Origin of the sequence: Pseudoalteromonas sp. 20-92, assembly GCF_030847595.1 — a bacterium.
GTDB lineage: Bacteria > Pseudomonadota > Gammaproteobacteria > Enterobacterales > Alteromonadaceae > Pseudoalteromonas > Pseudoalteromonas fuliginea.
Window position 1 is genome coordinate 39,197 of sequence record NZ_JANJGQ010000001.1, and the last position, 21,692, is coordinate 60,888.

Annotated in this window: 25 protein-coding genes; 21 read left to right on the forward strand and 4 right to left on the reverse strand. The window is 40.1% G+C overall.

Annotated features, from left to right (window positions below):
- Window positions 1-179: 179 nt before the first annotated feature.
- From NRL14_RS00150 to NRL14_RS00195, 10 genes are all read left to right on the forward strand, one after another.
- On the forward strand, window positions 180-1,370 hold the full coding sequence (locus tag NRL14_RS00150; protein WP_306723698.1) for a hypothetical protein: 1,191 nt from the start codon (window positions 180-182) through the stop codon (window positions 1,368-1,370).
- Window positions 1,367-2,173 carry a hypothetical protein gene (locus tag NRL14_RS00155; RefSeq protein ID WP_306723699.1) on the forward strand — a complete coding sequence of 269 codons (807 nt, stop codon included), beginning with the start codon at window positions 1,367-1,369 and terminating at the stop codon, window positions 2,171-2,173. The genes NRL14_RS00150 and NRL14_RS00155 overlap by 4 nt, the downstream gene beginning before the upstream one ends.
- Window positions 2,148-2,972, forward strand: a complete 825-nt coding sequence (locus NRL14_RS00160) for a hypothetical protein (RefSeq protein ID WP_306723700.1) — start codon at window positions 2,148-2,150, stop codon at window positions 2,970-2,972. The genes NRL14_RS00155 and NRL14_RS00160 overlap by 26 nt, the downstream gene beginning before the upstream one ends.
- On the forward strand, window positions 2,965-3,771 hold the full coding sequence (locus NRL14_RS00165) for a hypothetical protein (protein WP_306723701.1): 807 nt from the start codon (window positions 2,965-2,967) through the stop codon (window positions 3,769-3,771). The genes NRL14_RS00160 and NRL14_RS00165 overlap by 8 nt, the downstream gene beginning before the upstream one ends.
- 381 nt (window positions 3,772-4,152) lie before the next feature.
- Window positions 4,153-4,467 carry a pyrimidine/purine nucleoside phosphorylase gene (locus tag NRL14_RS00170; protein ID WP_002958974.1) on the forward strand — a complete coding sequence of 105 codons (315 nt, stop codon included), beginning with the start codon at window positions 4,153-4,155 and terminating at the stop codon, window positions 4,465-4,467.
- A 188-nt stretch (window positions 4,468-4,655) separates the two neighbouring features.
- Window positions 4,656-5,012, forward strand: coding sequence for a ribosome hibernation-promoting factor, HPF/YfiA family (gene hpf / locus NRL14_RS00175; RefSeq protein WP_007376058.1), 357 nt, complete (start codon window positions 4,656-4,658; stop codon window positions 5,010-5,012).
- Between the two features lie 202 nt (window positions 5,013-5,214).
- Entirely contained in the window at window positions 5,215-6,390 is a 1,176-nt protein-coding gene (locus NRL14_RS00180; RefSeq protein ID WP_306723854.1) for an NRAMP family divalent metal transporter, read from the forward strand.
- 71 nt (window positions 6,391-6,461) lie between these two features.
- Window positions 6,462-6,917, forward strand: coding sequence for a GNAT family N-acetyltransferase (locus NRL14_RS00185; RefSeq protein ID WP_007376060.1), 456 nt, complete (start codon window positions 6,462-6,464; stop codon window positions 6,915-6,917).
- 548 nt (window positions 6,918-7,465) lie between these two features.
- Window positions 7,466-7,957, forward strand: coding sequence for a hypothetical protein (locus NRL14_RS00190; RefSeq protein ID WP_007581840.1), 492 nt, complete (start codon window positions 7,466-7,468; stop codon window positions 7,955-7,957).
- Window positions 7,958-8,020: 63 nt separating this feature from the next.
- Window positions 8,021-8,614 carry a hypothetical protein gene (locus NRL14_RS00195; RefSeq protein WP_139047174.1) on the forward strand — a complete coding sequence of 198 codons (594 nt, stop codon included), beginning with the start codon at window positions 8,021-8,023 and terminating at the stop codon, window positions 8,612-8,614.
- 144 nt (window positions 8,615-8,758) lie between these two features.
- Here NRL14_RS00195 and NRL14_RS00200 read toward each other — a convergent pair whose 3' ends face one another.
- From NRL14_RS00200 to NRL14_RS00210, 3 genes are all read right to left on the reverse strand, one after another.
- Window positions 8,759-9,946, reverse strand: coding sequence for a VWA domain-containing protein (locus NRL14_RS00200; protein ID WP_306723702.1), 1,188 nt, complete (start codon window positions 9,944-9,946; stop codon window positions 8,759-8,761).
- Between the two features lie 265 nt (window positions 9,947-10,211).
- Window positions 10,212-11,057 carry a MoxR family ATPase gene (locus tag NRL14_RS00205; protein ID WP_033028943.1) on the reverse strand — a complete coding sequence of 282 codons (846 nt, stop codon included), beginning with the start codon at window positions 11,055-11,057 and terminating at the stop codon, window positions 10,212-10,214.
- A gap of 52 nt (window positions 11,058-11,109) precedes the next feature.
- Window positions 11,110-11,349, reverse strand: coding sequence for a DUF1653 domain-containing protein (locus NRL14_RS00210; RefSeq protein WP_008135296.1), 240 nt, complete (start codon window positions 11,347-11,349; stop codon window positions 11,110-11,112).
- A gap of 60 nt (window positions 11,350-11,409) precedes the next feature.
- Here NRL14_RS00210 and NRL14_RS00215 point away from each other — a divergent pair, with 60 nt between their 5' ends.
- From NRL14_RS00215 to rpoS, 11 genes are all read left to right on the forward strand, one after another.
- A complete protein-coding gene (locus NRL14_RS00215; RefSeq protein WP_002958965.1) occupies window positions 11,410-11,889 on the forward strand; it encodes a DUF2947 domain-containing protein in 480 nt (159 codons plus the stop codon).
- 75 nt (window positions 11,890-11,964) lie between these two features.
- Entirely contained in the window at window positions 11,965-12,597 is a 633-nt protein-coding gene (locus NRL14_RS00220; protein ID WP_008135292.1) for a hypothetical protein, read from the forward strand.
- A gap of 40 nt (window positions 12,598-12,637) precedes the next feature.
- Window positions 12,638-12,925: a cell division protein FtsB gene (ftsB, locus tag NRL14_RS00225; RefSeq protein ID WP_007376067.1), complete on the forward strand. Its 288-nt coding sequence runs from the start codon at window positions 12,638-12,640 to the stop codon at window positions 12,923-12,925.
- On the forward strand, window positions 12,915-13,616 hold the full coding sequence (ispD, locus tag NRL14_RS00230; protein ID WP_008135289.1) for a 2-C-methyl-D-erythritol 4-phosphate cytidylyltransferase: 702 nt from the start codon (window positions 12,915-12,917) through the stop codon (window positions 13,614-13,616). The genes ftsB and ispD overlap by 11 nt, the downstream gene beginning before the upstream one ends.
- Complete coding sequence (ispF, locus tag NRL14_RS00235; protein ID WP_008135287.1) at window positions 13,613-14,110, forward strand: 2-C-methyl-D-erythritol 2,4-cyclodiphosphate synthase; 498 nt, start codon at window positions 13,613-13,615, stop codon at window positions 14,108-14,110. The genes ispD and ispF overlap by 4 nt, the downstream gene beginning before the upstream one ends.
- Complete coding sequence (gene truD, locus NRL14_RS00240; protein ID WP_007376070.1) at window positions 14,107-15,159, forward strand: tRNA pseudouridine(13) synthase TruD; 1,053 nt, start codon at window positions 14,107-14,109, stop codon at window positions 15,157-15,159. The genes ispF and truD overlap by 4 nt, the downstream gene beginning before the upstream one ends.
- Window positions 15,140-15,904: a 5'/3'-nucleotidase SurE gene (gene surE / locus NRL14_RS00245; RefSeq protein ID WP_007376071.1), complete on the forward strand. Its 765-nt coding sequence runs from the start codon at window positions 15,140-15,142 to the stop codon at window positions 15,902-15,904. Before truD ends, surE begins: the two co-directional genes overlap by 20 nt.
- Window positions 15,894-16,532: a protein-L-isoaspartate(D-aspartate) O-methyltransferase gene (locus NRL14_RS00250; protein ID WP_306723703.1), complete on the forward strand. Its 639-nt coding sequence runs from the start codon at window positions 15,894-15,896 to the stop codon at window positions 16,530-16,532. Before surE ends, NRL14_RS00250 begins: the two co-directional genes overlap by 11 nt.
- A 9-nt stretch (window positions 16,533-16,541) precedes the next feature.
- Window positions 16,542-17,120, forward strand: a complete 579-nt coding sequence (locus NRL14_RS00255; protein ID WP_033028947.1) for a YqaA family protein — start codon at window positions 16,542-16,544, stop codon at window positions 17,118-17,120.
- A gap of 40 nt (window positions 17,121-17,160) precedes the next feature.
- On the forward strand, window positions 17,161-17,985 hold the full coding sequence (locus NRL14_RS00260) for a peptidoglycan DD-metalloendopeptidase family protein (protein ID WP_306723704.1): 825 nt from the start codon (window positions 17,161-17,163) through the stop codon (window positions 17,983-17,985).
- 35 nt (window positions 17,986-18,020) lie between these two features.
- Entirely contained in the window at window positions 18,021-18,995 is a 975-nt protein-coding gene (gene rpoS / locus NRL14_RS00265) for an RNA polymerase sigma factor RpoS (RefSeq protein ID WP_007376075.1), read from the forward strand.
- 91 nt (window positions 18,996-19,086) lie between these two features.
- Here rpoS and mutS read toward each other — a convergent pair whose 3' ends face one another.
- Complete coding sequence (mutS, locus tag NRL14_RS00270; RefSeq protein WP_306723705.1) at window positions 19,087-21,672, reverse strand: DNA mismatch repair protein MutS; 2,586 nt, start codon at window positions 21,670-21,672, stop codon at window positions 19,087-19,089.
- Window positions 21,673-21,692 lie beyond the last annotated feature (20 nt).

Here is a 21,692-nt window from a genome sequence, read left to right on the forward strand (position 1 = left end):
TGTTTGTAGGTCGTGCTTTAGCGCGTTAAAGATAAATCAAAAATATGACGCCATAAATGACGACCTACAATGGAGCCAAAAAGGTGCAATTTAACATTAAAATACTGCGTTAAAAACTTTTGCTCTAACAAATAATTTAACGTAGTATTTTAACCCAGACTCATTTACAAGGAAGAAATATGTCTTGGTCTAAACTCAATAAAACTATCAATGCTCATTCTGTAATCCCTCTTGACGCGCTTAGCTGTCGAGATTTTGGTGTGATGCTACCCGTTAATTTCCCATTTAGTAAAGCTAAATTTACCTGCCAAGCACTTGCTATGCTATCGCAGCTCAATGATTATGATTTAAAAATGGTGTGCGCCGATATCATTCAAATTTGCGCGAACCCTAATGCTACAAACTCAATTAAGCATAGCCGCAACCCGTTACGCCGTTTATGGCGGACAAAATACCCATTTCGTAATTATCATTTTTTAATACGTTATAGCTTGGAGTCTAACTTCGTCTCTATAACAGATGTATTATTTGATAAGCAGCTACAGGGAAAGAAAGGTAATTTTGCTGCCGAGCGCACCATGCTTTACGAGGTAAAAAGGCTTAGCAACCATAGTTATAGTAAGGCTATGAAGAGGGAAGAGATAGAAGAAATACAAGGAGCGTGGCAAGAGGAGCCTACTCCAACAGCACGAGTGAATACACAGCACGCAGCAGTCAATGGTATGCAAAATGAGCTTACCAAAGCCACATGGTTGATGGGCACTCACCTTGATAGAGCTTATGAGGGAGACGGTATTAAAGCTTATACGTTATTTCATAACCCCACCGATTATACAAAGCTTGACTTAATTGAGTGCGCGTTTGATAAGCGCTCAGGCACTAAATCCCACAATGCTCAGCATTTAGCAGCCGTGCTGGCACAAAATAACCAGCAAGGTAAACAAGTAAAATGGCTAGCACACAGCCAAGGAGCAATCATTTTTTGTGCGGCACTGGAGCATTATCGTATTTACTATGGTAAGCCCCTTACAGGCCAGCAACTCGCGGTGCATGGTTCAGGCTCAAATGTCGAACGTTTAAAACGCATTGCTAACAGTACGGGCTTAAAAGTAGTTGCGGTACGTAACAACCCCTATGATTTAGTGCCTAATTTAGCTGACCGCAGTAAAATATCACCAAGTAGTTTAGTGCGTTCGCTGAAATTTAAAGGCCTTGTTACAGATGGCTCTGTTGGCGAAAGCCCACACACTTTACCGTTTTTAGGCTTAGTCACCTATGCAGCTCAGCTAGAAATGCTAGGAAATAATGAAAAAGCCGATATTGTAAAAAACTTTATTAAAACCTTACCAGCAACGGATAAGCGATTATGATCAAGTTAGCCAAGGCTTTTTATCGTGGCTTTGTAGGTGGCCCCAGTTTTGACAACTCTATTCATCACCGGCTCATTTTAGAAAATAAGTTACTTACTCTTGATATACCGGATAGCAATATCGCAGCTGTACCGTCTACCATTGATGTGTCGTTTCCCTATAATTCGACCAGCTGGTTTAAACAACATAAAAAAAACTATTTACACCATGAATACGTACATATGCTTACTGAAAACTGGATGTACTTGCCACCAGTAAGCTATTTGCCAAGTAGTGAGTATGGCATGCTTAGTTGTCAACTAAGGATTAAACAAACCAATAAAATCAATGTTTTGGATATCGCACAATTAAAACATTTTGTGATTGAATCATACGATAACTTCCATTGGGGGCCTGACGGCAGAAATACCGAAATTAAAAATGATACCACATTAGAATCTAGTAAAATGGCCGTCCCCTTTGAGCCTGATGAGTTAGAAGAAGAAATTTTAGGTCGTATTGAATCTTATGGAAAGCCGCCATTGCCTGCCGCTAAAGAGGCTGTGATTAATAACTGCCAATGGGTGTTTTATCAAGTAAAAAGGAATAATGCTCTCTCTCGCCATGATTTTTATTGCTTGCCACTGAGTGAACATGCTTTTTTGGAAGTAAAGTTTAATCATCGCGTTGACCGCTCAGATAAACATAAAAAATGGACTAAGCATGCACTTGAATCACAACAGCGAATTATGGAATCAATAAAGCTCAGTGATTTACCTCCAGAGCACGATAATTTAATTGCTGATAATTCTAAAAGTGTTTAATTTAGCCAAGGCTTTTTACCGTGGTTTTGTCGGCGGATCCAGTTTTGAAAATTGCATCCACTATCGCGTTATTTTAGAAAACAAACTGTTAACCCTTGATATGCCTAGCAGTAATGTTACTGCTGTACCTTCTACGATTGATGTCTCATTTCCTTTTAATTCAACTACTTGGTTTAATCAGTATAAGCAAGATTATTTACAGCACGTATATGTACATATGCTTACTAAAAACTGGATGTACTTGCCACCAGTAAGCTATTTACCAAGTAGTGAGTATGGCATGCTTAGTTGCCAACTAAGGATTAAACAAACCAATAAAATCAATGTTCTTGATACTATGCAATTAAAACGCTTTGTGATTGAATCATACGATAACTTCCATTGGGGACCTGATGGCAGAAATACCGAAGTTAAAAATGATACTACATTAGAATCAAGTAAAATGGCCGTCCCTTTTGAGCCTGATGAGTTAGAGGAAGAAATTTTAGGGCGTATTGAGACTCGAGGATATCCACCACTACCAGCAGCCAAAGAAGTTATATTTAACAATTGCCAGTGGGTGTTCTACCAAGTAAAAAGAAATAATAGCCTCTCTCGTCAAGATTTTTATTGTTTGCCATTAAGTGAACATGCTTTTTTAGAGGTTGAATTTAATCATCGTATTGATCGCTCTGATAAGCATAAAAAATGGGCTAAGCATGCACTTGAGTCACAACAGCGGATTATGGAATCAATAAAGCTCAGTGATTTACCTCCAGATCACGATAATTTAATTGCTGATAATTCTAAAAGTGTTTAATTTAGCCAAGGCGTTTTATCGTGGTTTTATTGGGGGGCCTAGTTTCGACAACTGTATTCATCACCGCCTCATTTTAGAAGATAAGCTATTAACTCTCGATGTACCGGATAGCAATGTCGCAGCTGTACCATCTACCATTGATGTGTCGTTTCCCTATAATTCAACCAGCTGGTTTAAACAACATAAAAAAAACTATTTACACCATGAATACGTGCATATGCTCACTGAAAATTGGATGTATTTGCCACCAGTAAGTTATTTACCAAGCAGTGAGTATGGTATGCTTAGTTGCCAACTAAGAATTAAGCAAACCAATAAAATCAATGTTCTTGATATTATGCAATTAAAACGCTTTGTGATTGATGAGTATGATAATTATCATTGGGGGTCAGATGGTTATAACACTAAGCTTCAAAATGATACCAAGCTAGAGTCGAATAAAAGAGCAAACCCATGGCAAGGTGAGGCACTTAAAAAGGAAATTTTAGGGCGCGTTGAATCTTATGGTTATCCGCCACTGCCTGCGGCTAAAGAGGTTATGATTAATAATCGCCAATGGGTATTTTACCAAGTAAAAAAAAGTAATAGGCACTCTCGTCACGATTTTTATTGTTTGCCATTAAGTGAGCATGCTTTTTTAGAAGTAAAGTTTAACCATCGTGTTGACCGCTCAGATAAACATAAAAAATGGGCTAAGCATGCACTTGAATCACAACAGCGGATTATGGAATCAATAAAGCTTACTGAGTTACCCCCCGACCACGATAATTTAATTACTGATAACTCGCAGGGCGTTTAACTTTGTCAGAGCCTTATCTCTTTTTTTGAAAGCGCAGTGTCTCTTATTCCTCCTTGTAATAAATTATAAGTTCTGTTGCGCGATCTCGCTGGTTTAAAATTTTGTAAAAGAGTTACTTTTAAAAGCCAGAAATATGCACACCTACAAGTAGTTGTTCCCAAAGTTAAGGAGCGTTATTTGTAGACGTAGAGCTTGCTCACGTGAGAAGCGTAGCTTCTAATTATTTAACATATCCTCTAAAAGCTAATATTCAATAAAAATAAGTTGTTGTTTGCCGTTATGATATTTTGACTTAATGTTTTTCGCTCCACTTCCTTGCAAGCTCATTATGTATCAGGCAATGTGACCGCAATTAAATATAAAAATTAGCAGGAGCTAAAAATGCCAAAGTTCGATAACGTGAGTGTAGTAAAAAAAGCCAATGTATATTTTGACGGAAAAGTGTCGAGCCGTACTGTTATTTTAGGTGATGGCGAAGCGAAAACGTTAGGCTTTATGCAACCAGGTGAGTTTGTTTTTGATACAAACCAAAAAGAGTGCATGGAGCTTTTAGCTGGCCAATGGGATATTTTATTACCAGGCGCAAGTGAGTGGAAAACATTTAACGCGGGTGAATCGTTTAATGTTGATGCAAATGTAAGCTTTAAAGTAAAAGTATCTGATTTTGCTGACTACTGTTGTTCGTACACAGATTAACCAATCTTAGTTTAAGTTAAGTAGACGTCTGAAAGCCCATGTACAATGGGCTTTGCATAAACTTTGCACAACGCATGATTTAAATCACCAAAAGCCGCAAATAAACCTCAAATATCTCTCTTTTTTCCTTGTGTTAATCTAAATAGCCCCCAATACTATTTATGAGGTAACAAATAAAAGGATACCCTATGAAAATTAATCTTTCTGGTCACCATGTTGAAGTTACTGACTCTATTAGAGAGCACATCAACGAAAAATTTTCTAAAATCGAGAGCCACTTTCCATCGCTTATTGCACTCGATATTATTTTGTCTAAAGAGCATCATAAAATCCAAGCTGAAATTAGCACTAATTACGAAGGCACGCGCATATCGGTAAAAGGGGAAAACGAAGTTATGTACCCTGCCATTGCAAGTGCAGCTAAAAAACTCGATGCGGCACTAAAACATCGAAAAGGGCAGATAAAAGCAAACCTACACGAAAAGCCTGTTAGCACGACACCTGAAATCGCACACGAGATAATCCAAGAGATGGATCTTAAATAAAATTTAGTTCCAAAGTATTATAAAAAAGAGCCGTATGGCTCTTTTTTATTGCCTGTAATTTAGGTAAGTTATGCGTTCTTGAAGTTTATTAATCAAAAGAATTAATAAAAGCAGCGTACAACACACATATTTTGAGAAATTAATGCACACAACAAAAGCAGTATGGAAGTCTCGACTAGGTGCGCTTGGGCCTGGAATACTCATGGCAACAGCCGCTATTGGCGGATCTCACTTAGTTGCCTCTACGCAAGCTGGAGCAATATTTGGTTGGCAACTATTTTGGCTAATCCTTGTTGTTAATGTTTTAAAGTACCCGTTTTTTCGCTTTGGTATGGAATACACACTCGCCACTAAAAACAGCCTAGTGGAGGGCTATAAAAGCAAAGGTCCGTTTTACTTCTACAGTTTTATTGGCTTAAACATTGTAGCCGCCATTGTTAATACCGCCGGCGTATTACTGCTTACCGCAAGCTTACTGCATTACGCACTGCCTGTAGTAATAGAGGTAACACTGCTATGTTGGATATTATTAGGAGTGTGTTTAGCCATATTATTGTTAGGGCACTTTAAAGCGCTCGACAGTGTGGCCAAAGGCATAATGGGATTATTAACACTGGCTACCGTTATTGCGTTAGTTATCGCGTTTAGTAATGGCCCAATGGCGCCTGCTGACTATGTTGGGCCTTCACCATATGAACTTGCCATGCTTAGCTTTATGGTGGCTTTAATGGGCTGGATGCCAGCACCTATCGAAATATCTGCATTAAGTTCTTTATGGCTAAAAGAAAAACAAGCGCAGCAAACAGTTTCTAAAAGCCAAGGCTTGTTCGATTTTAACGTAGGTTACTGGCTTACAGCTGGCTTAGCCTTGGTATTTTTTAGCTTAGGTGTATTAGTGCAGTACGGGCAAACCAGTAGTATAGAGCTCGGCGGTGTCGCGTTTGCCAAGCAGCTTATTGATATGTACGCATTAACAATAGGCGAGTGGGCAAGGCCACTTGTATCAGCAATCGCTTCTTTATGTATGTTTGGCACTACACTCACCGTGCTAGATGGCTACGCTCGCACACTTAACGAATCCCATAAGCTACTTGGCTTTAAGCAATCAAAACACAGCCTAAATATTTGGTTAATACTACAAGCACTTGCCGGTATGGCCGTTATTTTATTTTTTAAATCAGCCCTTGGCCCCATGCTTACGTTTGCAATGACACTTTCATTTGTTACAACGCCTGTATTTGCATGGCTCAACTTTAGCCTCGTGCGATCAGAGCCTGCTATAAGGCATAGCGTTTTACTACGTAGTTTAACGTGGTTAGGTTTGGTGTACTTAGTTGGGTTTGCTGTCGCTTTTGTAGTATGGAAACTAGCAGCCTAAATAGAGCCACTTACTTTAGGGTTTTAATTAAAGCCCTAAAGCATTAAATTCTAGGATTAAACGAGGTATAAATGGATGTTAGAATAGGTGAGCTTTCAAACCCACACGTTATAAAGTTACTACAAGCGCATCATAACGATATGTTAAAACACTCGCCCGTTGAGAGCGTACATGCACTTGATGTGAGTAAACTCACTCAGCCCGATATAACTTTTTATAGCTTATGGATTGATAATAATTTAGCGGGTGTTGGCGCTTTAAAAGCACTAAATACAACGCATGGCGAAATTAAATCAATGCGCACATCAAGCAACTATTTACGCCAAGGCATCGCTGCTAAGTTACTTACGCATATTATTGAGCAATCAACTTTGCGAGGTTACAAAAAGTTAAGTTTAGAGACCGGCACTGCAGAGGCATTTTTACCCGCACAAAAGCTTTATGCTCAATTTGGTTTTAAAGAGTGTGAGCCATTTGGTGATTATGAGGTAGATCCGTACAGCTTGTTTATGAGTAAATCGATTTAAACTAAAATGAACGAGAAGTAACGTTTTGTAGTTGTATGATTTAAATATTATCTGCATGGCTGCTCAGAGCGATAACCGGCCAGTCAAAAGCGATTAAGCATTACATCATCTTTGATTTATCCATAGCCCTCACTGTTGAATGGCATCTCGCGGTTTATTGGTGTGATGAATTTAGATGTGGCGACAAATAAAATAGCGCGAACGAGTTAGCAGCCTTGCTTGCTGCATTAAATCAATGAGTTAACCTGCTTAACTACTCAGGCTAGTCGCGATTGTGCGTGAGAAAAAGATCATTGCTTAACGGCGAAACATTAGGTTTAATAGGTGGATAATAAACGCTGAGTAACGCAGGGATAGCTTAGATACGATAGACACGCCAGTAAAGCTGGCTTGATATCGCTTAGGTCATAAAAAGCAAATTCCCATAGCATAAATAACACCAACTCTGACACACCGAGCAGGTAGCGCCTCAGTCCAACAAGCGATTATGCAACACAAACTGCGTGTCGCATAAATACTAAAATGTTATGGATTAAAGTCGAGTTTGCATGTGTGATTTATTACAAAAATATCAAATTTTAATTGCTGGATTCTTAGGTTTTTCAGGGGTTGTTGTGACAATCTTGGCAAATGGTTTTTTTTCAAGGCAACAGCATAAACGTGAGCTTAATTCGAAAATAGACAGCGTAAGGATTGCTATTCTCTCTGAATTGGAAATAAACCAATCATCATTTGAGACACGAATTGAACAATTGAGCCAGCCGATAAATTCTAATGCTCATATTCCAAAAACTCTTTTTACTGATGTTTATGATACCTTATTAAATCAGGTCGGTTTGCTAAATGACGACCAGGTATCAGCAGTAATAAAGGCATACTTACTCATAAAAGAGTTGCCTTATTTCTTTCAACTATATGCTGATGATTCTAAAGAGGGTTTCGTTATCGTTAAAACAGATAAAAGAAAAGTTATAGCTGAGATGCATCAAATAAGATTAGAACCGATCAAGATGGCAATTTCTAGCTTAAAAAATGCATAATAAAGTCGTAAACGCGGACAAAAAACTGTTGGCTGTTACAACTGCGTTGCCTTTGGAGGAATCGTGGAAAAGCTTTTAAACATGTTTGGTTATTACAAACGTAAAAAGAAAAAAGAATACAAACCAATTCGTTATATTCAATCAGACGAACCAATTGATATTGGTGAAAAATTAAAAGAGCTCATGGTTGAAGGGAATAAATGGGCGAGAGAGCGAAAAAAAGAAGATTATGAACTGGTTGGTATGTTTTTTACTATTGTGCTGCTAATTGAGCATAAGTTGGTCAATCTCCTCAGAGTCATTGATGACGATATCGAAAATAAGATGTTGGGTTCTAAAATAGATGTTTTTAAGGATTTTTTAAAAGTCTACAGACCTGAAGAGGGTGAGGATCTTGAAGATTATCGGAAGTTAATCCAGCCTTTGAATGAGATAAAGAAGTTAAGAAATTCATTGGCTCACGATGTCACTAAACCCAGATTTGAGTATCGAGAACTAATACAAACTGAATTGTACGTAAAAAAACGACGACCTGACATGCATGACAAGTTTAAAGACTGTGAAGATGACAGAGGAAAGTGTTTAGGTCTTCTTGCCACATTTGGTTTTGTACTTTCTTTCGAAATTGCAAAACTGCGGGTAGGTGTAGAGCACTAAGGTTTATAACAAGTGCCTAAACCAAGGGACGCAAAACAGAAGGCTGCGCTCCTTCATTGCTAAGTTTAGCCAGCTATTTTGCGCCTGTTAGGTAAGCGCTATCAATGACCGCTCATGGCACTGGGCTGTCATTGATATTAACTATCAACTCAGCTCTTTTATAGCTTTACTTATCCCATCTAAACTAAGGGCATACATGCGGTTGTTCATTAACTCTTTTATAAAGCCAATTGATTGATAGTACGGCCAGTGTTCAACGGGTTGTGGGTTGAGCCAGGCGACTTTATCAAAGTGGTTTGTTATACGTTGTAACCATGCACTGCCGGGCTCTTCATTGTAGTGTTCTACCGAGCCGCCAGCATAAGCTATTTCGTATGGGCCCATAGTAGCATCGCCAACAAATATTACTTTATAGTCGCTGGTAAATTTATTAATCAGCGTCATGGTGTCTATTACGTTTGAATGGCGGCGTGCGTTGTCTTGCCAAACGTGCTCGTATAAACAGTTATGAAAGTAGTAAAACTCTAGGTGTTTAAATTCGCTGTGGGCGGCGCTAAATAGCTCTTCGCAGGTATGAATGTAGTCATCCATTGAGCCGCCAATATCAAACAGCATGAGTACTTTTACTGCATTGTGGCGCTCGGGCGCCATTTTTACATCAAGCATGCCGCCTTGTTTGGCAGTAGCGCGAATAGTCTCGTTTAAATCAAGCGTGTCGCTTGCGCCTGTGCGGGCAAACTTACGTAACTTTTTAAGGGCGAGTTTAACTGTGCGCGAACTAATTTCTCTGTCGGTGTCGAGGTTTTTGTATTCTCGTTTATCCCACACCTTTACCGCTTGGCGATTACGGTTACCGTCTTGCCCTATACGCACACCTTCTGGGTTATAGCCGTATGCACCAAAAGGTGATGTGCCGCCAGTGCCCACCCATTTATTGCCACCAGCGTGGCGTTTTTGCTGCTCTTCTAAACGCTCTTTTAGGGTTTTTATAAGCTCGTCGAGCCCACCCATAGCTTTTAGCTGAGCTTTTTCTTCATCGCTTAGGTTTTTTTCAAACTCTTTACGTAGCCAATCTTCAGGTAAGTTGTGTTGCTGCTTTAAACTCTCGAGCAAATCAAGATCGGCAATACCGCTGAAGTAGTCGCTAAAGGCTTTGTCGAATCGATCAAAGTGCGTTTCGTCTTTTACCATTATGGTGCGCGCTAAATGGTAAAAGGCGTCTACGTCGGCAAATATAACGCCTTTTTTTAAGGCGTTAATTAAGTCGAGTAACTCGCGCAAGCTCACCGGTAAACGGTATTTACGTAGCGTGAAAAAAAACTGTACTAACATATTAGGGCCTGTTTATCTTTCGAGGTTAAATTTGCAGCAGTGTGTTTGGTATTTAGGCAAGGCAGAGCCTATGTAGTGTGGTTATTCCCCATAAATAGGCGATAACACAGCATAAATACCAAACACGCGCTGCCTGAAGGTTCGTCCTAGGGACGATTAACTCTTTGTTGCTCGGCTTTTACTTAGCCCACTAGGTTACAAACCTCGCGCCACGATTAAATCGTCCCTAGTTAGAACAAATTTAATCCTGAAAGGTCAACAGGCCCTAGCGGCTCATAAAGGCGAGCTTTTCGATTAAGCTTATGTCTTGCTCATTTTTAAGTAATGCGCCAAACATGGGCATTAAACCGCCTTTTTTAGCTTTATCGTGCAGTGTTTTAGCGTCTATGTCTTCAGCCATTAAAAGCTTTAACCAGTCGAGTAATTCGCTGGTGGAGGGCTTCTTTTTAAGGCCGTTTGCTTCGCGCAGGTTAAAAAACACTTCAAGTGCTTGGCGTACTAAATCCTGTTTAACGTTAGGGTAGTGCACGTCAATAATTTGCTGCATTTCATCGCTGCTAGGAAAATCAATATAATGAAAAAAGCAGCGGCGTAAAAATGCGTCCGGCAATTCTTTTTCGTTATTTGATGTGATGATTACAATAGGGCGCTCTTTTGCGACAATGCGCTCGTTAGTTTCATAAACATGAAACTCCATTTTATCAAGCTCAAGTAGTAAGTCGTTTGGGAACTCTATGTCGGCTTTGTCTATTTCATCAATTAATAGTACTGGGCGTTTGCCGTTAAGCTCTGCATACGTAAATGCCTGCCAAAGCTTACCTTTAACGATGTAGTTACTAATGTTGTGTACGCGCTCGTCACCTAATTGGCTGTCGCGCAGGCGCGAAACCGCGTCGTACTCATATAAGCCTTGCTGCGCTTTAGTAGTCGATTTTATATGCCACTGAATAAGCGTGGTATCTAAGCTTTTAGCCAACTCCTCAGCCAGCATAGTTTTACCTGTGCCAGGTTCGCCTTTAATTAAAAGTGGTTTTTCGAGCATAATGGCAGCATTTACAGCTTGTTTAAGCGCGCTACTCGCTATGTAATTGTCAGTTGAATTAAATTGCACGGTGTACCCTTGTCTGGTCTGAGCAGTAAGTTATTTTGTTATAATGCCATAGTTAAGCAGCAGGTCCAATATAAGCAAAACGCGGTATAGTTTTACTGTCTTTTTCAACAGTTTCTAAAAACATGCTTAATGGGCGCGCCCATATACCAAATTCACCATAAAGTGCTTGGTAAATCACAAGTTGTTCCTCGGTTTCGCTATGGGTGGCAACATGAATAACTTTATATTGCGGGCCTTTGTAGTGTTGGTATATGCCTGGTTTTAGGGAAAGTGGTTTTATTGCTGTAGTCATGTTTTGATCTCTTGTATAATTTGGCTTTGCACTTTTAATGTTAACTAATTTGCCAATACTATGAACTATATTTCTTTAGATGATTACAAAAAGGCGTGGGTTTTTCGCCACAAAGATTTACCTGTATCTGATGAAGACGCAGCAAAAATAAAGCCTATGAGCGACGAGCGCGCAGCCGTACTTTGGACAACCATGGTGAGCCGTGAGTTTGATCACCCTGATTTTTTTGAAGACACCGATTGGTGTGGTCAAGAAAAAAGCTTTAGCCAAGAAGTAGATTGGCAAGATGCGTGGGAAAATGGTGATGCGCTACCACCAGAAGCAATCTTAACGTTTTTAGATTGGGAAGCTAACACCACGGTTTATTTTTGTATGGCACGCGATAATATTATCGAAACGACGTTTGATGTATTTAAACGCAATTGGCAAAACTTTATGTTTTTAGCTGATGGCAGTTTATTAATTGGTAAAAAGCGTAATACGGTTGTGCAATTTTTAGAATCAGGTAAAGCTAAATTAGGTGAAAAGCCAAGCGCTTAAATTAGTATGTAATGCTTAAAAAGCATTCAGTACTGTGCTATAAAACATTTACCTAAATGTTTTTGAGTAGAGCTATTGGTAGCGAAAAATCAGTCACTTGGTGCTCTGCAACAAGTTGAAATTTGGCAAACTGATGCGCAAAAAGTGTTATATGCACAATTGTGCAATGCATTTTATCAGCGTGAGGTTTTGCGTTTAGTCGCAGAGCCTAATGCTGATAAGCTACGTCGGCAGTTAAAAAGCCTACCCTATTATATTGAGCGAGCGGCAACGTTAGTTGCCAATGGTGACACACCTTTTACGTTGGACTCGCAAAATGGGTCTTGGCTTGAAAAACAAAAACCGACACCACCCGATGTGAATGTTCAAGCTAATGAACTTTTTTATCAAACACATGCCAAAGTGGGGTTAATAGTGCCTGTTATATTGCATGGCTACGATCAGGTGCGCCTGAGAATAGACAGTATCGATCAGTTAGATGAAAATAAGCTGCATTGTAACGAGCTAGGTTGGTTTGATTTTTTAGGAAATGGGCTTGAGCAGCAAAACGCTCAGTTAATAAAGCCAAGTAAGGTAAGTTTTACCGCAGCTTGTTGTGGGCATCAATGGCAGTTTTCAAAGCGCTGCTCACCACGGCTCTTATCACTACGCGAAATGCTTTTAGCGGGTAGTATTAATTGGCGCAATTTAAAGCGCCCTTTAGCTTAATAAAGTTAAGGTATTCGGGATTTAAAATAAGGAGTGTTAAATGCGATTTTTTCAAGCTTGCTTATTGTGCTTAGCACTGTTTGTGCAATATAGATTATGGTTTGGTCATAATGGCGTACAAGACTACACGCGATTAAAAGGTGCTGTCGCATCACACCAACACACTAACGAAAAGCTTATTAAACGAAATAAAGTGCTTACAGCTGATATAGAAGATTTAAAGCTTGGCCAAGAAGGTATTGAAGAGCGTGCACGCAACGAATTGGGAATGATTAAACCGGACGAAACATTTATTCGTGTTTTACCGGGCAAACAATATGACAAATAAACAGACTATTGCAGCAATTGTACCTGCTGCAGGTGTTGGCAGTAGGATGCAGCACAATGCGCCTAAGCAATACATACAATTAGCGGGTAAAACCATTTTAGAACACACCTTAGCTAAACTTTCTCAATTACCTAAATTAAGCACTATTGTTGTTGCTCTTAGCGACAGCGACCCCTATTTTGACGAACTTTCATTCGCTGATAAGCGCATTGTTCGCGCCAGTGGCGGAAATGAACGTGCCGATTCAGTGCTCAATAGCTTACTTTTTTTAGCGCCCAATCCTCCAGCATGGGTGCTGGTACATGATGCTGCACGCCCGTTAGTTAATATTAGTGATATAGAACGCTTAATTGATGAATGCATGTGTGCTGACGAAGGTGGTATTTTAGCTAGCAAAGTAAAAGACACCATAAAACGTGGCCACACACATGCCCTACAAACTGTGCCACGAGACGATTTATGGCAAGCACTTACCCCACAATTTTTTAAATATGACGAGCTTAAAAATGCACTTCAAAACGCATTAGCAAGTGGGGCAACTATTACCGATGAAGCCAGTGCTATTGAATGGGCGGGCAAACCGGTAAAGCTTGTGGCAGGGCGCAGCGACAATATTAAAATAACCACACCAGAGGATTTAGATTTGGCTGGGTTTTTATTACATAAACAACAAAACGAGAGTGCATTATGATACGAATTGGCCATGGTTTTGACGTACATAAATTTGGCGGCGAAGGCCCGTTAACTATTTGTGGTGAAAAAATTGATTACCCACAGGGCTTTTTAGCGCACTCCGATGGCGATGTTGCTATTCATGCATTATGTGATGCTATTTTAGGCTCCCTTGCTATGGGTGATATTGGTAAGCACTTTCCCGATACAGCTAGTGAGTATGAAAATATTGACAGCCGTATTTTACTTCGCCATGTGGTGGGCTTAGCTAAAGAGCAAGGTTATGTACTTGGCAATGGCGATGTGACTATTGTTGCGCAAGCGCCAAAAATGCTGCCACATATTCAAGCTATGCGTGCTAATTTAGCCAGTGATTTAAATTGTGACCTTTGCCAAATTAACGTTAAAGCCACTACTACCGAAAAGCTAGGCTTTGAAGGGCGCAAAGAAGGTATTTCGAGCCATGCGGTGGTTATTATGAGTAAAGAGCCTGCGAGTACAAAAAACGCATGAGCGATTTAAATTATTTATACGGTGCACCGCTTTCTAAAGCTGATTTTAAAACCACTGCTGAAGACTTTATGGTTGATGAAGACTTAGGTATAGAATTTACCGGCAGTGGCGAACACGTGTGTTTGCAGGTGGTTAAAAAAGGCGAAAACACGCAATACGTTGCAAAGCTAATTGCGCAGCGTGCGGGTGTTTCACCGCGAGACGTAAGTTACGCAGGCATGAAAGATCGCCACGGTGTGTGCTCGCAGTGGTTTAGTGTAAAAGTACCGATTAAAAAGCCTATCGATTTTAGCGACTTGAATAGCGAGAGTATTTTTATTGTTTCGCAACAGCGCCACGACCGTAAGTTACGTACGGGCTGCCACAAAGGTAATAAATTTACTATTACGCTTCGTAATGTAACCAAGCCTCTTGATATTCTATGCCGTATTAACGCAGTACGCGCAGGCGTGCCTAATTACTTTGGCGAGCAGCGCTTTGGTCATGGTGGTCATAACTTAGTTATGGCTGAAAAAATGTTTGCCGGTGAGCGTATTCGCGATAAAAAGTTGCGCGGTATTATTATTTCAGCAGCACGATCGCATGTATTTAATCAGTTAGTGAGCCTGCGTGTAAAAGAGCATGGTTTAGCTAAAACAATGCACCGTGAAGTATTTATGCTCAGCGGCAGTAATGCATTTTTTGAAGATGCGATTAACGATGAAAACATTGAGCGATTAGCCACTGGCGATATTATGATGTCGGCACCTATGGTGGGTAAAAGTGAAAAAGGCTTAACCGAGCAAGAAAAAGTATGGCTTGCACCCTACCAAGCATGGTGCGATGGCTTGGGTGAACTCGGCCTTAAAAATGAGCGCAGAATGCTGCGTTTAATTCCGCAAAACTTAACGGTTGAGACCATAGATGAAACGAGTTTAAAACTGAGTTTTGGTTTGCCAAAAGGGTGTTTTGCAACCGCATTATTACGCGAGCTGGTGGATTATACAGATGCAAGCCCACGAGAGCGCAAAGAAAAGGATAATGGCATAAATGAAGATACTGTTAAGTAACGATGATGGCGTAAATGCCAAAGGCATTGCGGTTTTATATCAGGCGCTTATACAAATTGCAGAGGTAACCCTTGTTGCACCTGATCGCAACTGTAGTGGCGCGAGTAATTCTTTAACATTAATGAACCCGCTACGAGCGACGACACTCGAAAATGGTTTTATGTCGGTTAATGGCACACCTACAGATTGTGTACATTTAGGTGTAAATCAGTTGGTTGATGAAAAACCAGATCTAGTTGTTGCTGGTATTAATCATGGTGCCAACTTAGGTGACGACACGCTGTATTCTGGCACAGTGGCTGCCGCGACTGAAGGACGTCATTTGGGCTTACCTGCAATTGCGGTATCGCTTTGCTCACATAAAGGCGAGCATTTTGAAACAGCCGCTGCTGTTACCGTCAATATTATTAAGGGCTTGGCTTCGCATCCGCTTCCAAAAGATCAAATAATAAATATTAATGTGCCAGATATTCCACTAAGTGAATTAAAAGGGGTGCAAGTAACACGTTTAGGCGCTCGTCATAAAGCCGAAACCATGACCAAACAAACGGATCCCTGGGGTCGTGATATTTATTGGTATGGATCGCTTGGCACCGAAAGTGATGCAGGTGAAGGCACCGACTTTTACGCAATCAATAATGGCTATGCCTCAGTTACGCCATTAAGTGTTGATATGACCGCTAAAGATAGCTTAGAAGCGGTAGGAGACTGGCTTGCCGATTTGGAGATAAACCGTGCTCGCTAATTATACGCGCAGCGCCAAAGCGTTATCTGATTTACTACAGCGCGAAGGCGTAGAAGATACCCAAGTGCTTAGTGCTATTGCGAATATTCCGCGCCATGTTTTTATTGATGACGTGTTGCAACATAAAGCGTATGAGAATACAGCGTTACCCATCGGGCAGGGGCAAACTATATCGCAACCTTATATTGTTGCCCGTATGACTGAGCTACTTCGCCTTGCGGGTGTTCGCAATAAAGTACTGGAAATTGGTACTGGGTCTGGTTACCAAACTGCAATTTTAGCTAAAACGTTCACTAAAATTTATTCAGTTGAGCGTATCAAAGCCTTGCAATGGCAAGCCAAACGCCGGTTACATCAACTCGATTTATATAATGTGTCGATGAAGCATGGTGATGGCTGGCAAGGTTGGCAGTCACAAGCGCCGTTTGACGGTATTATAGTGACGGCTGCGGCCTCTAAAGTGCCAAAAGATTTACTTGCTCAATTGGCTGATGGTGGCGTGTTATTAGCCCCAATTGGTGAAAGTGATCAAAAATTAATAATGATTATTCGCAACGGCGACGATTACACAGAACATGTTATTGCACCAGTTAGGTTTGTACCACTGGTACCTGGCGATATTGAATAGGAATTCATTTTGAAGTTGTTTACTAAGTTATATGATATGGCCCTTGTATGGGCCAAGCATCGCCATGCCGAGCGTTATTTGGCTGCAATGAGCTTTGCTGAGTCTGTTTTTTTCCCAATCCCACCTGATGTTATGCTTGCGCCTATGTCGCTTGCTCAACCTAAAAAAGCATGGCGCTTTGCAAGTTTTGCCACAATCGCATCGGTTGTTGGCGGAATAATTGGGTATTTACTCGGCTTTTGGTTATTTGAACCCGTTGTTGAGCCATTAATTGCACAAATGCACTGGCAAGAAAAGTTTGATGTCGCATTAAACTGGTTTAAAGATTACGGTGTTTGGGTTGTTTTTTTAGCTGGTTTTTCACCTATACCTTATAAAGTATTTACGATTGGCGCGGGTGTTTTACAAATGGCCTTTTTGCCTTTTTTAATTGCATCTGCCATCGGTCGCGGTGCGCGATTCTTTTTAGTTTCAGCTTTAATGAAGTGGGGCGGAGCTAAGATGGAGCAAAAATTACGTCAATATATTGAAATACTTGGTTGGGGATTAGTCGTATTAATTGCTGTCGCGTACTTTTTGTTGCGTTAAGCTTTATAAAATAACTTTTTTACATAAGGAGCTAAATACAATGAATAAACAATTTATGCGTTATGTTGCTTTATTTATTAGTATTTTGCTTTTTGGCTGCTCGTCTCGTCATGTTCCAGCACCAGTCAGCAGTCTAAATAATAATGTTAACTATTTAGATCATAAAATTAACATTAGTGGTGATAAGTATAAAGTTCAAAAAGGAGATACTTTATATTCAATTGCTTTTAGTGCAGGTCAAGATTTTCGTAAATTAGCAAAAAACAATTCTATTTCATCACCTTATGTAATATATCCTGGGCAAGATATCTCTTTAACACCATTGCAGTCAGAAAATAAAAAGTCGAAAAAATATACGAATTCGAGTAAAAAGTCTAGAAAAAGCACACAAAAAAATAACAAAAAATTAAAGAAAGAGCTTGATCAGCCAAAACAACGAGAGTATGTTCAAAAACAAGCCAGTAACAAAGTTAGTAACAAAAAGTATTTGTCGAGTAGTAAGGTGAAGTGGTTTTGGCCAGCAAAAGGTAAAATTACTAAACGCTTTTCTAATAAGGAAAACGGATACAAAGGCTTACAGATTACTAATAAAAAAGGGGCTTCAGTATTAGCCGCGGCACAAGGAACGGTGGTGTACGCGGGTAACGCACTTCGAGGTTATGGTAGTTTAATCATATTGAAACATAATGATGATTACCTAAGTGCTTATGCACATAACTCGAAATTACTTGTTAAAGAAAAGCAGAAAATTAAGGCTGGACAAAAAATAGCAGAAATTGGTAATTCAGAATCTTCGGTTACGGCACTTCGTTTTGAAATTCGCTACCGAGGGCAAGCTGTCAATCCTGCTAAATACCTACCCTAATTTTAAGGTATTGATAATTGCTCGGGAGAAGGCTTATGGCTAACGCAGCAAAATTTGACAAAAACATCACGAATGATGACAAGTTCGATGATACCACCGTTGAAGAAAACACATCGTTACTTGAAAAAGTAGATGACGAAGATATATTTGCCAAAGAAGAAGTAACAAAAAACCTTGACGCCACTCAGCTTTATCTTGGTGAAATAGGTTTCTCTCCATTACTGAGTGCAGAAGAAGAAGTCTTTTTTGCACGAAAATCACTTAAAGGTTGTGACGCCTCTCGTAAACGCATGATTGAAAGCAATTTACGCTTGGTTGTTAAAATAGCTCGCCGATATAATAACCGTGGACTTGCTTTACTTGATTTAATTGAAGAGGGTAATTTAGGTTTAATCCGCGCTGTTGAAAAATTTGATCCTGAACGTGGCTTTAGATTCTCAACTTACGCGACATGGTGGATACGCCAAACAATTGAACGTGCCATTATGAATCAAACACGTACGATACGTTTGCCTATTCATGTGGTTAAAGAGCTTAATGTTTATTTACGTACCGCTCGTGAATTAACTCAAAAGTTGGACCATGAACCCACTGCTGAAGAAATTGCAGAGAGCTTAGATAGACCCGTTGAAGATGTAACAAAAATGCTACGTCTTAACGAAAAAATAGCCTCTGTTGATATGCCAATCGGCGGCGAAAATGACAGTGTGTTATTAGATATTATTCCTGATGAAAAAAGTGCAGGCCCTGAAGGCCAAGTACAAACGAATGATATAAATAAACACATTGTAGATTGGTTAGGTGAGTTAAATCCTAAACAACGCGAAGTGTTAGCACGTCGATTTGGATTACTTGGCTATGAGCCATCTACACTTGAAGATGTAGGCCGAGAAATAGGCTTAACACGTGAACGTGTAAGACAAATTCAGGTAGAAGCATTACGTCGTTTAAAAGATATTTTGCAACAAGAAGGTTTAAGTACAGACAGCTTATTTAATCAGTTTTCGTAGCTAGTTAAATAATTTAAAAGACTATGTGTGTTAAAAAGCCGAAGAATTTATTCTTCGGCTTTTTTTATGCTTGTAAATTAGATGACATAAATTACAACAATGCTTTTAGTTTATATAACAAATCGTGTGCTTGGCGTGGCGATAAGTTATCAGGGTCGATTGCGCTTAACTGCTCTTCAACTTCTGAAGGTGTACTTTGTGCAATTTCGTTATTAAAAGTAAAGGCTTGTTGTTCTGTATTTGGTGCAGTAACGCTTTGATGATTTTCAAGTAACTTAAGTTTTTGCTTTGCTTGTGCAATCACAGCTTTTGGCACACCCGCAAGAGCAGCTACCTGTAAGCCAAAGCTCTTACTTGCTGCGCCATCAAGTACTGTATGCATAAAGGCGATTGTATCGTTGTGCTCTATTGCATCAAGGTGCACGTTTACCAGACCTGTTGTTTGTTCAGCAAGTTCTGTTAACTCAAAGTAGTGTGTAGCAAATAAGGTTTTAGCTGATATTTTTGACGCTAAATGATTCGCTGTTGCATACGCAAGCGACAGCCCATCGTAAGTGCTTGTACCGCGACCAATTTCATCCATTAATACCAAAGACTGCGCCGTGGCATTATTTAAAATGGTTGCTGTTTCGGTCATTTCTACCATAAAGGTTGAGCGACCTGAGGCTAAATCATCGCTTGCACCAATACGTGTAAATATGCGATCAATATTACCAATTTTAGCGCTATCTGCGGGTACGTAGCTGCCAATGTGGGCCATTAGCACAATAAGTGCTGTTTGGCGCATATAGGTTGATTTACCGCCCATGTTTGGACCGGTAATAATTAACATTTTACGTTGGCTGTTTAATTCAACAGGATTAGCAATAAACGGTTCTTTCATTACTTGTTCAACAACAGGGTGACGACCTTGCTTAATGCTAATGTTGTCGTTATCGCACAGTTCTGGTTTTGCATAATTGAGTGCAAATGCACGTTCGGCCAGATTATTTAATACGTCTAGATCAGCCAGTGCTGCTGCCATCATTTGCAACTGTTTAATATGTGGAGCAATAAATCTAAACAACTCCTCGTATAGCTGCTTTTCAAGCGCTAAGGCTTTTGATTGGCTACCAAGCACTTTATCTTCGTGCTCTTTAAGCTCTGGAATAATGTAGCGTTCGTTGTTTTTAAGCGTTTGACGACGAATGTAGTCGGCTGGTACTAAGTGCGCGTTAGCGCGGCTTACTTCAATAAAAAAGCCATGTACGCGGTTATAACCAATTTTAAGCGTACTAATACCCGTACGTTCGCGTTCTCGCAGTTCTAGTTGATCAAGAACATCGGTTGCACCTTTACTTAAGTTACGCCATTCATCAAGTTCACTGTTGTAACCCGGGGCAATAACGCCACCATCACGAATAAGTACTGGTGGGTTTTCTATTACAGCTTGTTCTAACAATGCTTGTAAATCAGGGAGTTCAGGCGAGTGCTTGATAATATCTGTTATACGAGGATCGTTAGTATCACCTAACAAAGTATGCAGTGGTGCAAGTGCTTGTAGTGCACTGCGCAGACGCGTTAAATCGCGTGGGCGAGCAGTACATAAAGCTAGGCGGGCAATAACACGCTCTACATCACCAATCTCTTTTAATGATTCGTGTAATTCACCGCAAAGTTGTACATCTAAAATAGCACTAATTGCATTTAAACGTGAATTTAGCTCATCTTTATTACGAATAGGCGTATGAATACGGCGCTTTAGTAAGCGAGAACCCATTGGCGTTGCTGTTTTATCAAGTACTTGAGCAAGTGTATTTTCAAACCCGCCCGATAGATTAACGGTAAGCTCTAAATTTTTACGTGTTGCAGCATCTAAAATAACTGCGTGCTCGTTGTGCTCAAGCGTAATTGCACGAATATGCGGCAATGCAATACGTTGTGTATCTTTTACGTATTGCATTAGGCAACCTGCAGCAACAAGTGCGCTGTGGGCTTTATCAACACCAAAGCCGACTAAATCTTTAGTACCAAACTGATCGCATAATAAGTGTTGGGCCGTATCTAAGTCGAATTCCCATTCTGGGCGACGACGAGCGCCTTTTATATGCTCAATTAAATGAAAGTTTTCAAAGCTTTCGCTATACAGAAGTTCTGCTGGTGATAGGCGCTGAATAGTTGAGCTAAAGGCTTCGTCGGTGTTTACTTCAACTATGTTGAAACGACCTGAATTAATATCAAGGTAGGCAATACCGTATAATCCTTTTTTACTTTGCCAAACGCTGGTAAGAAGGTTGTCTTGTCGTTCTTGTAAAAGCGCTTCGTCAGAAATTGTACCGGGTGTAACTATGCGTACAACTTTACGATCAACGGGACCTTTACTGGTTGCAGGGTCGCCAACTTGTTCGCAAATAGCGACTGATTCGCCCATTTGGACTAGGCGTGCTAAGTAGTTTTCAACCGCATGATAAGGCACGCCAGCCATAGGAATTGGGTCGCCACCGGCTTTGCCGCGATGAGTTTGCGAAATATCAAGTAATTGAGCGGCGCGTTTTGCGTCGTCAAAAAAGAGTTCGTAAAAATCGCCCATGCGATAAAACAATAAAATATCGCGATGCTCTGATTTTATTTTTAGATACTGCTGCATCATAGGGGTTTGTTGTTTTATAGTGTGTGGTGCATAAAGATCAAACGACATGTATTTACCCAAAGGCTGAA

Coding starts and splice junctions, on each gene's coding strand:
- NRL14_RS00150 (WP_306723698.1), top strand. CDS start 180: ATGTCTTGGTCTAAACTCAATAAAACTATCAATGCTCATTCTGTAATC.
- NRL14_RS00155 (WP_306723699.1), top strand. CDS start 1,367: ATGATCAAGTTAGCCAAGGCTTTTTATCGTGGCTTTGTAGGTGGCCCC.
- NRL14_RS00170 (WP_002958974.1), top strand. CDS start 4,153: ATGCCAAAGTTCGATAACGTGAGTGTAGTAAAAAAAGCCAATGTATAT.
- hpf (WP_007376058.1), top strand. CDS start 4,656: ATGAAAATTAATCTTTCTGGTCACCATGTTGAAGTTACTGACTCTATT.
- NRL14_RS00180 (WP_306723854.1), top strand. CDS start 5,215: ATGGCAACAGCCGCTATTGGCGGATCTCACTTAGTTGCCTCTACGCAA.
- NRL14_RS00185 (WP_007376060.1), top strand. CDS start 6,462: ATGGATGTTAGAATAGGTGAGCTTTCAAACCCACACGTTATAAAGTTA.
- NRL14_RS00190 (WP_007581840.1), top strand. CDS start 7,466: ATGTGTGATTTATTACAAAAATATCAAATTTTAATTGCTGGATTCTTA.
- NRL14_RS00200 (WP_306723702.1), bottom strand. CDS start 9,946: ATGTTAGTACAGTTTTTTTTCACGCTACGTAAATACCGTTTACCGGTG.
- NRL14_RS00210 (WP_008135296.1), bottom strand. CDS start 11,349: ATGACTACAGCAATAAAACCACTTTCCCTAAAACCAGGCATATACCAA.
- NRL14_RS00215 (WP_002958965.1), top strand. CDS start 11,410: ATGAACTATATTTCTTTAGATGATTACAAAAAGGCGTGGGTTTTTCGC.
- ftsB (WP_007376067.1), top strand. CDS start 12,638: ATGCGATTTTTTCAAGCTTGCTTATTGTGCTTAGCACTGTTTGTGCAA.
- ispD (WP_008135289.1), top strand. CDS start 12,915: ATGACAAATAAACAGACTATTGCAGCAATTGTACCTGCTGCAGGTGTT.
- ispF (WP_008135287.1), top strand. CDS start 13,613: ATGATACGAATTGGCCATGGTTTTGACGTACATAAATTTGGCGGCGAA.
- truD (WP_007376070.1), top strand. CDS start 14,107: ATGAGCGATTTAAATTATTTATACGGTGCACCGCTTTCTAAAGCTGAT.
- surE (WP_007376071.1), top strand. CDS start 15,140: ATGAAGATACTGTTAAGTAACGATGATGGCGTAAATGCCAAAGGCATT.
- NRL14_RS00260 (WP_306723704.1), top strand. CDS start 17,161: ATGAATAAACAATTTATGCGTTATGTTGCTTTATTTATTAGTATTTTG.
- rpoS (WP_007376075.1), top strand. CDS start 18,021: ATGGCTAACGCAGCAAAATTTGACAAAAACATCACGAATGATGACAAG.
- mutS (WP_306723705.1), bottom strand. CDS start 21,672: ATGTCGTTTGATCTTTATGCACCACACACTATAAAACAACAAACCCCT.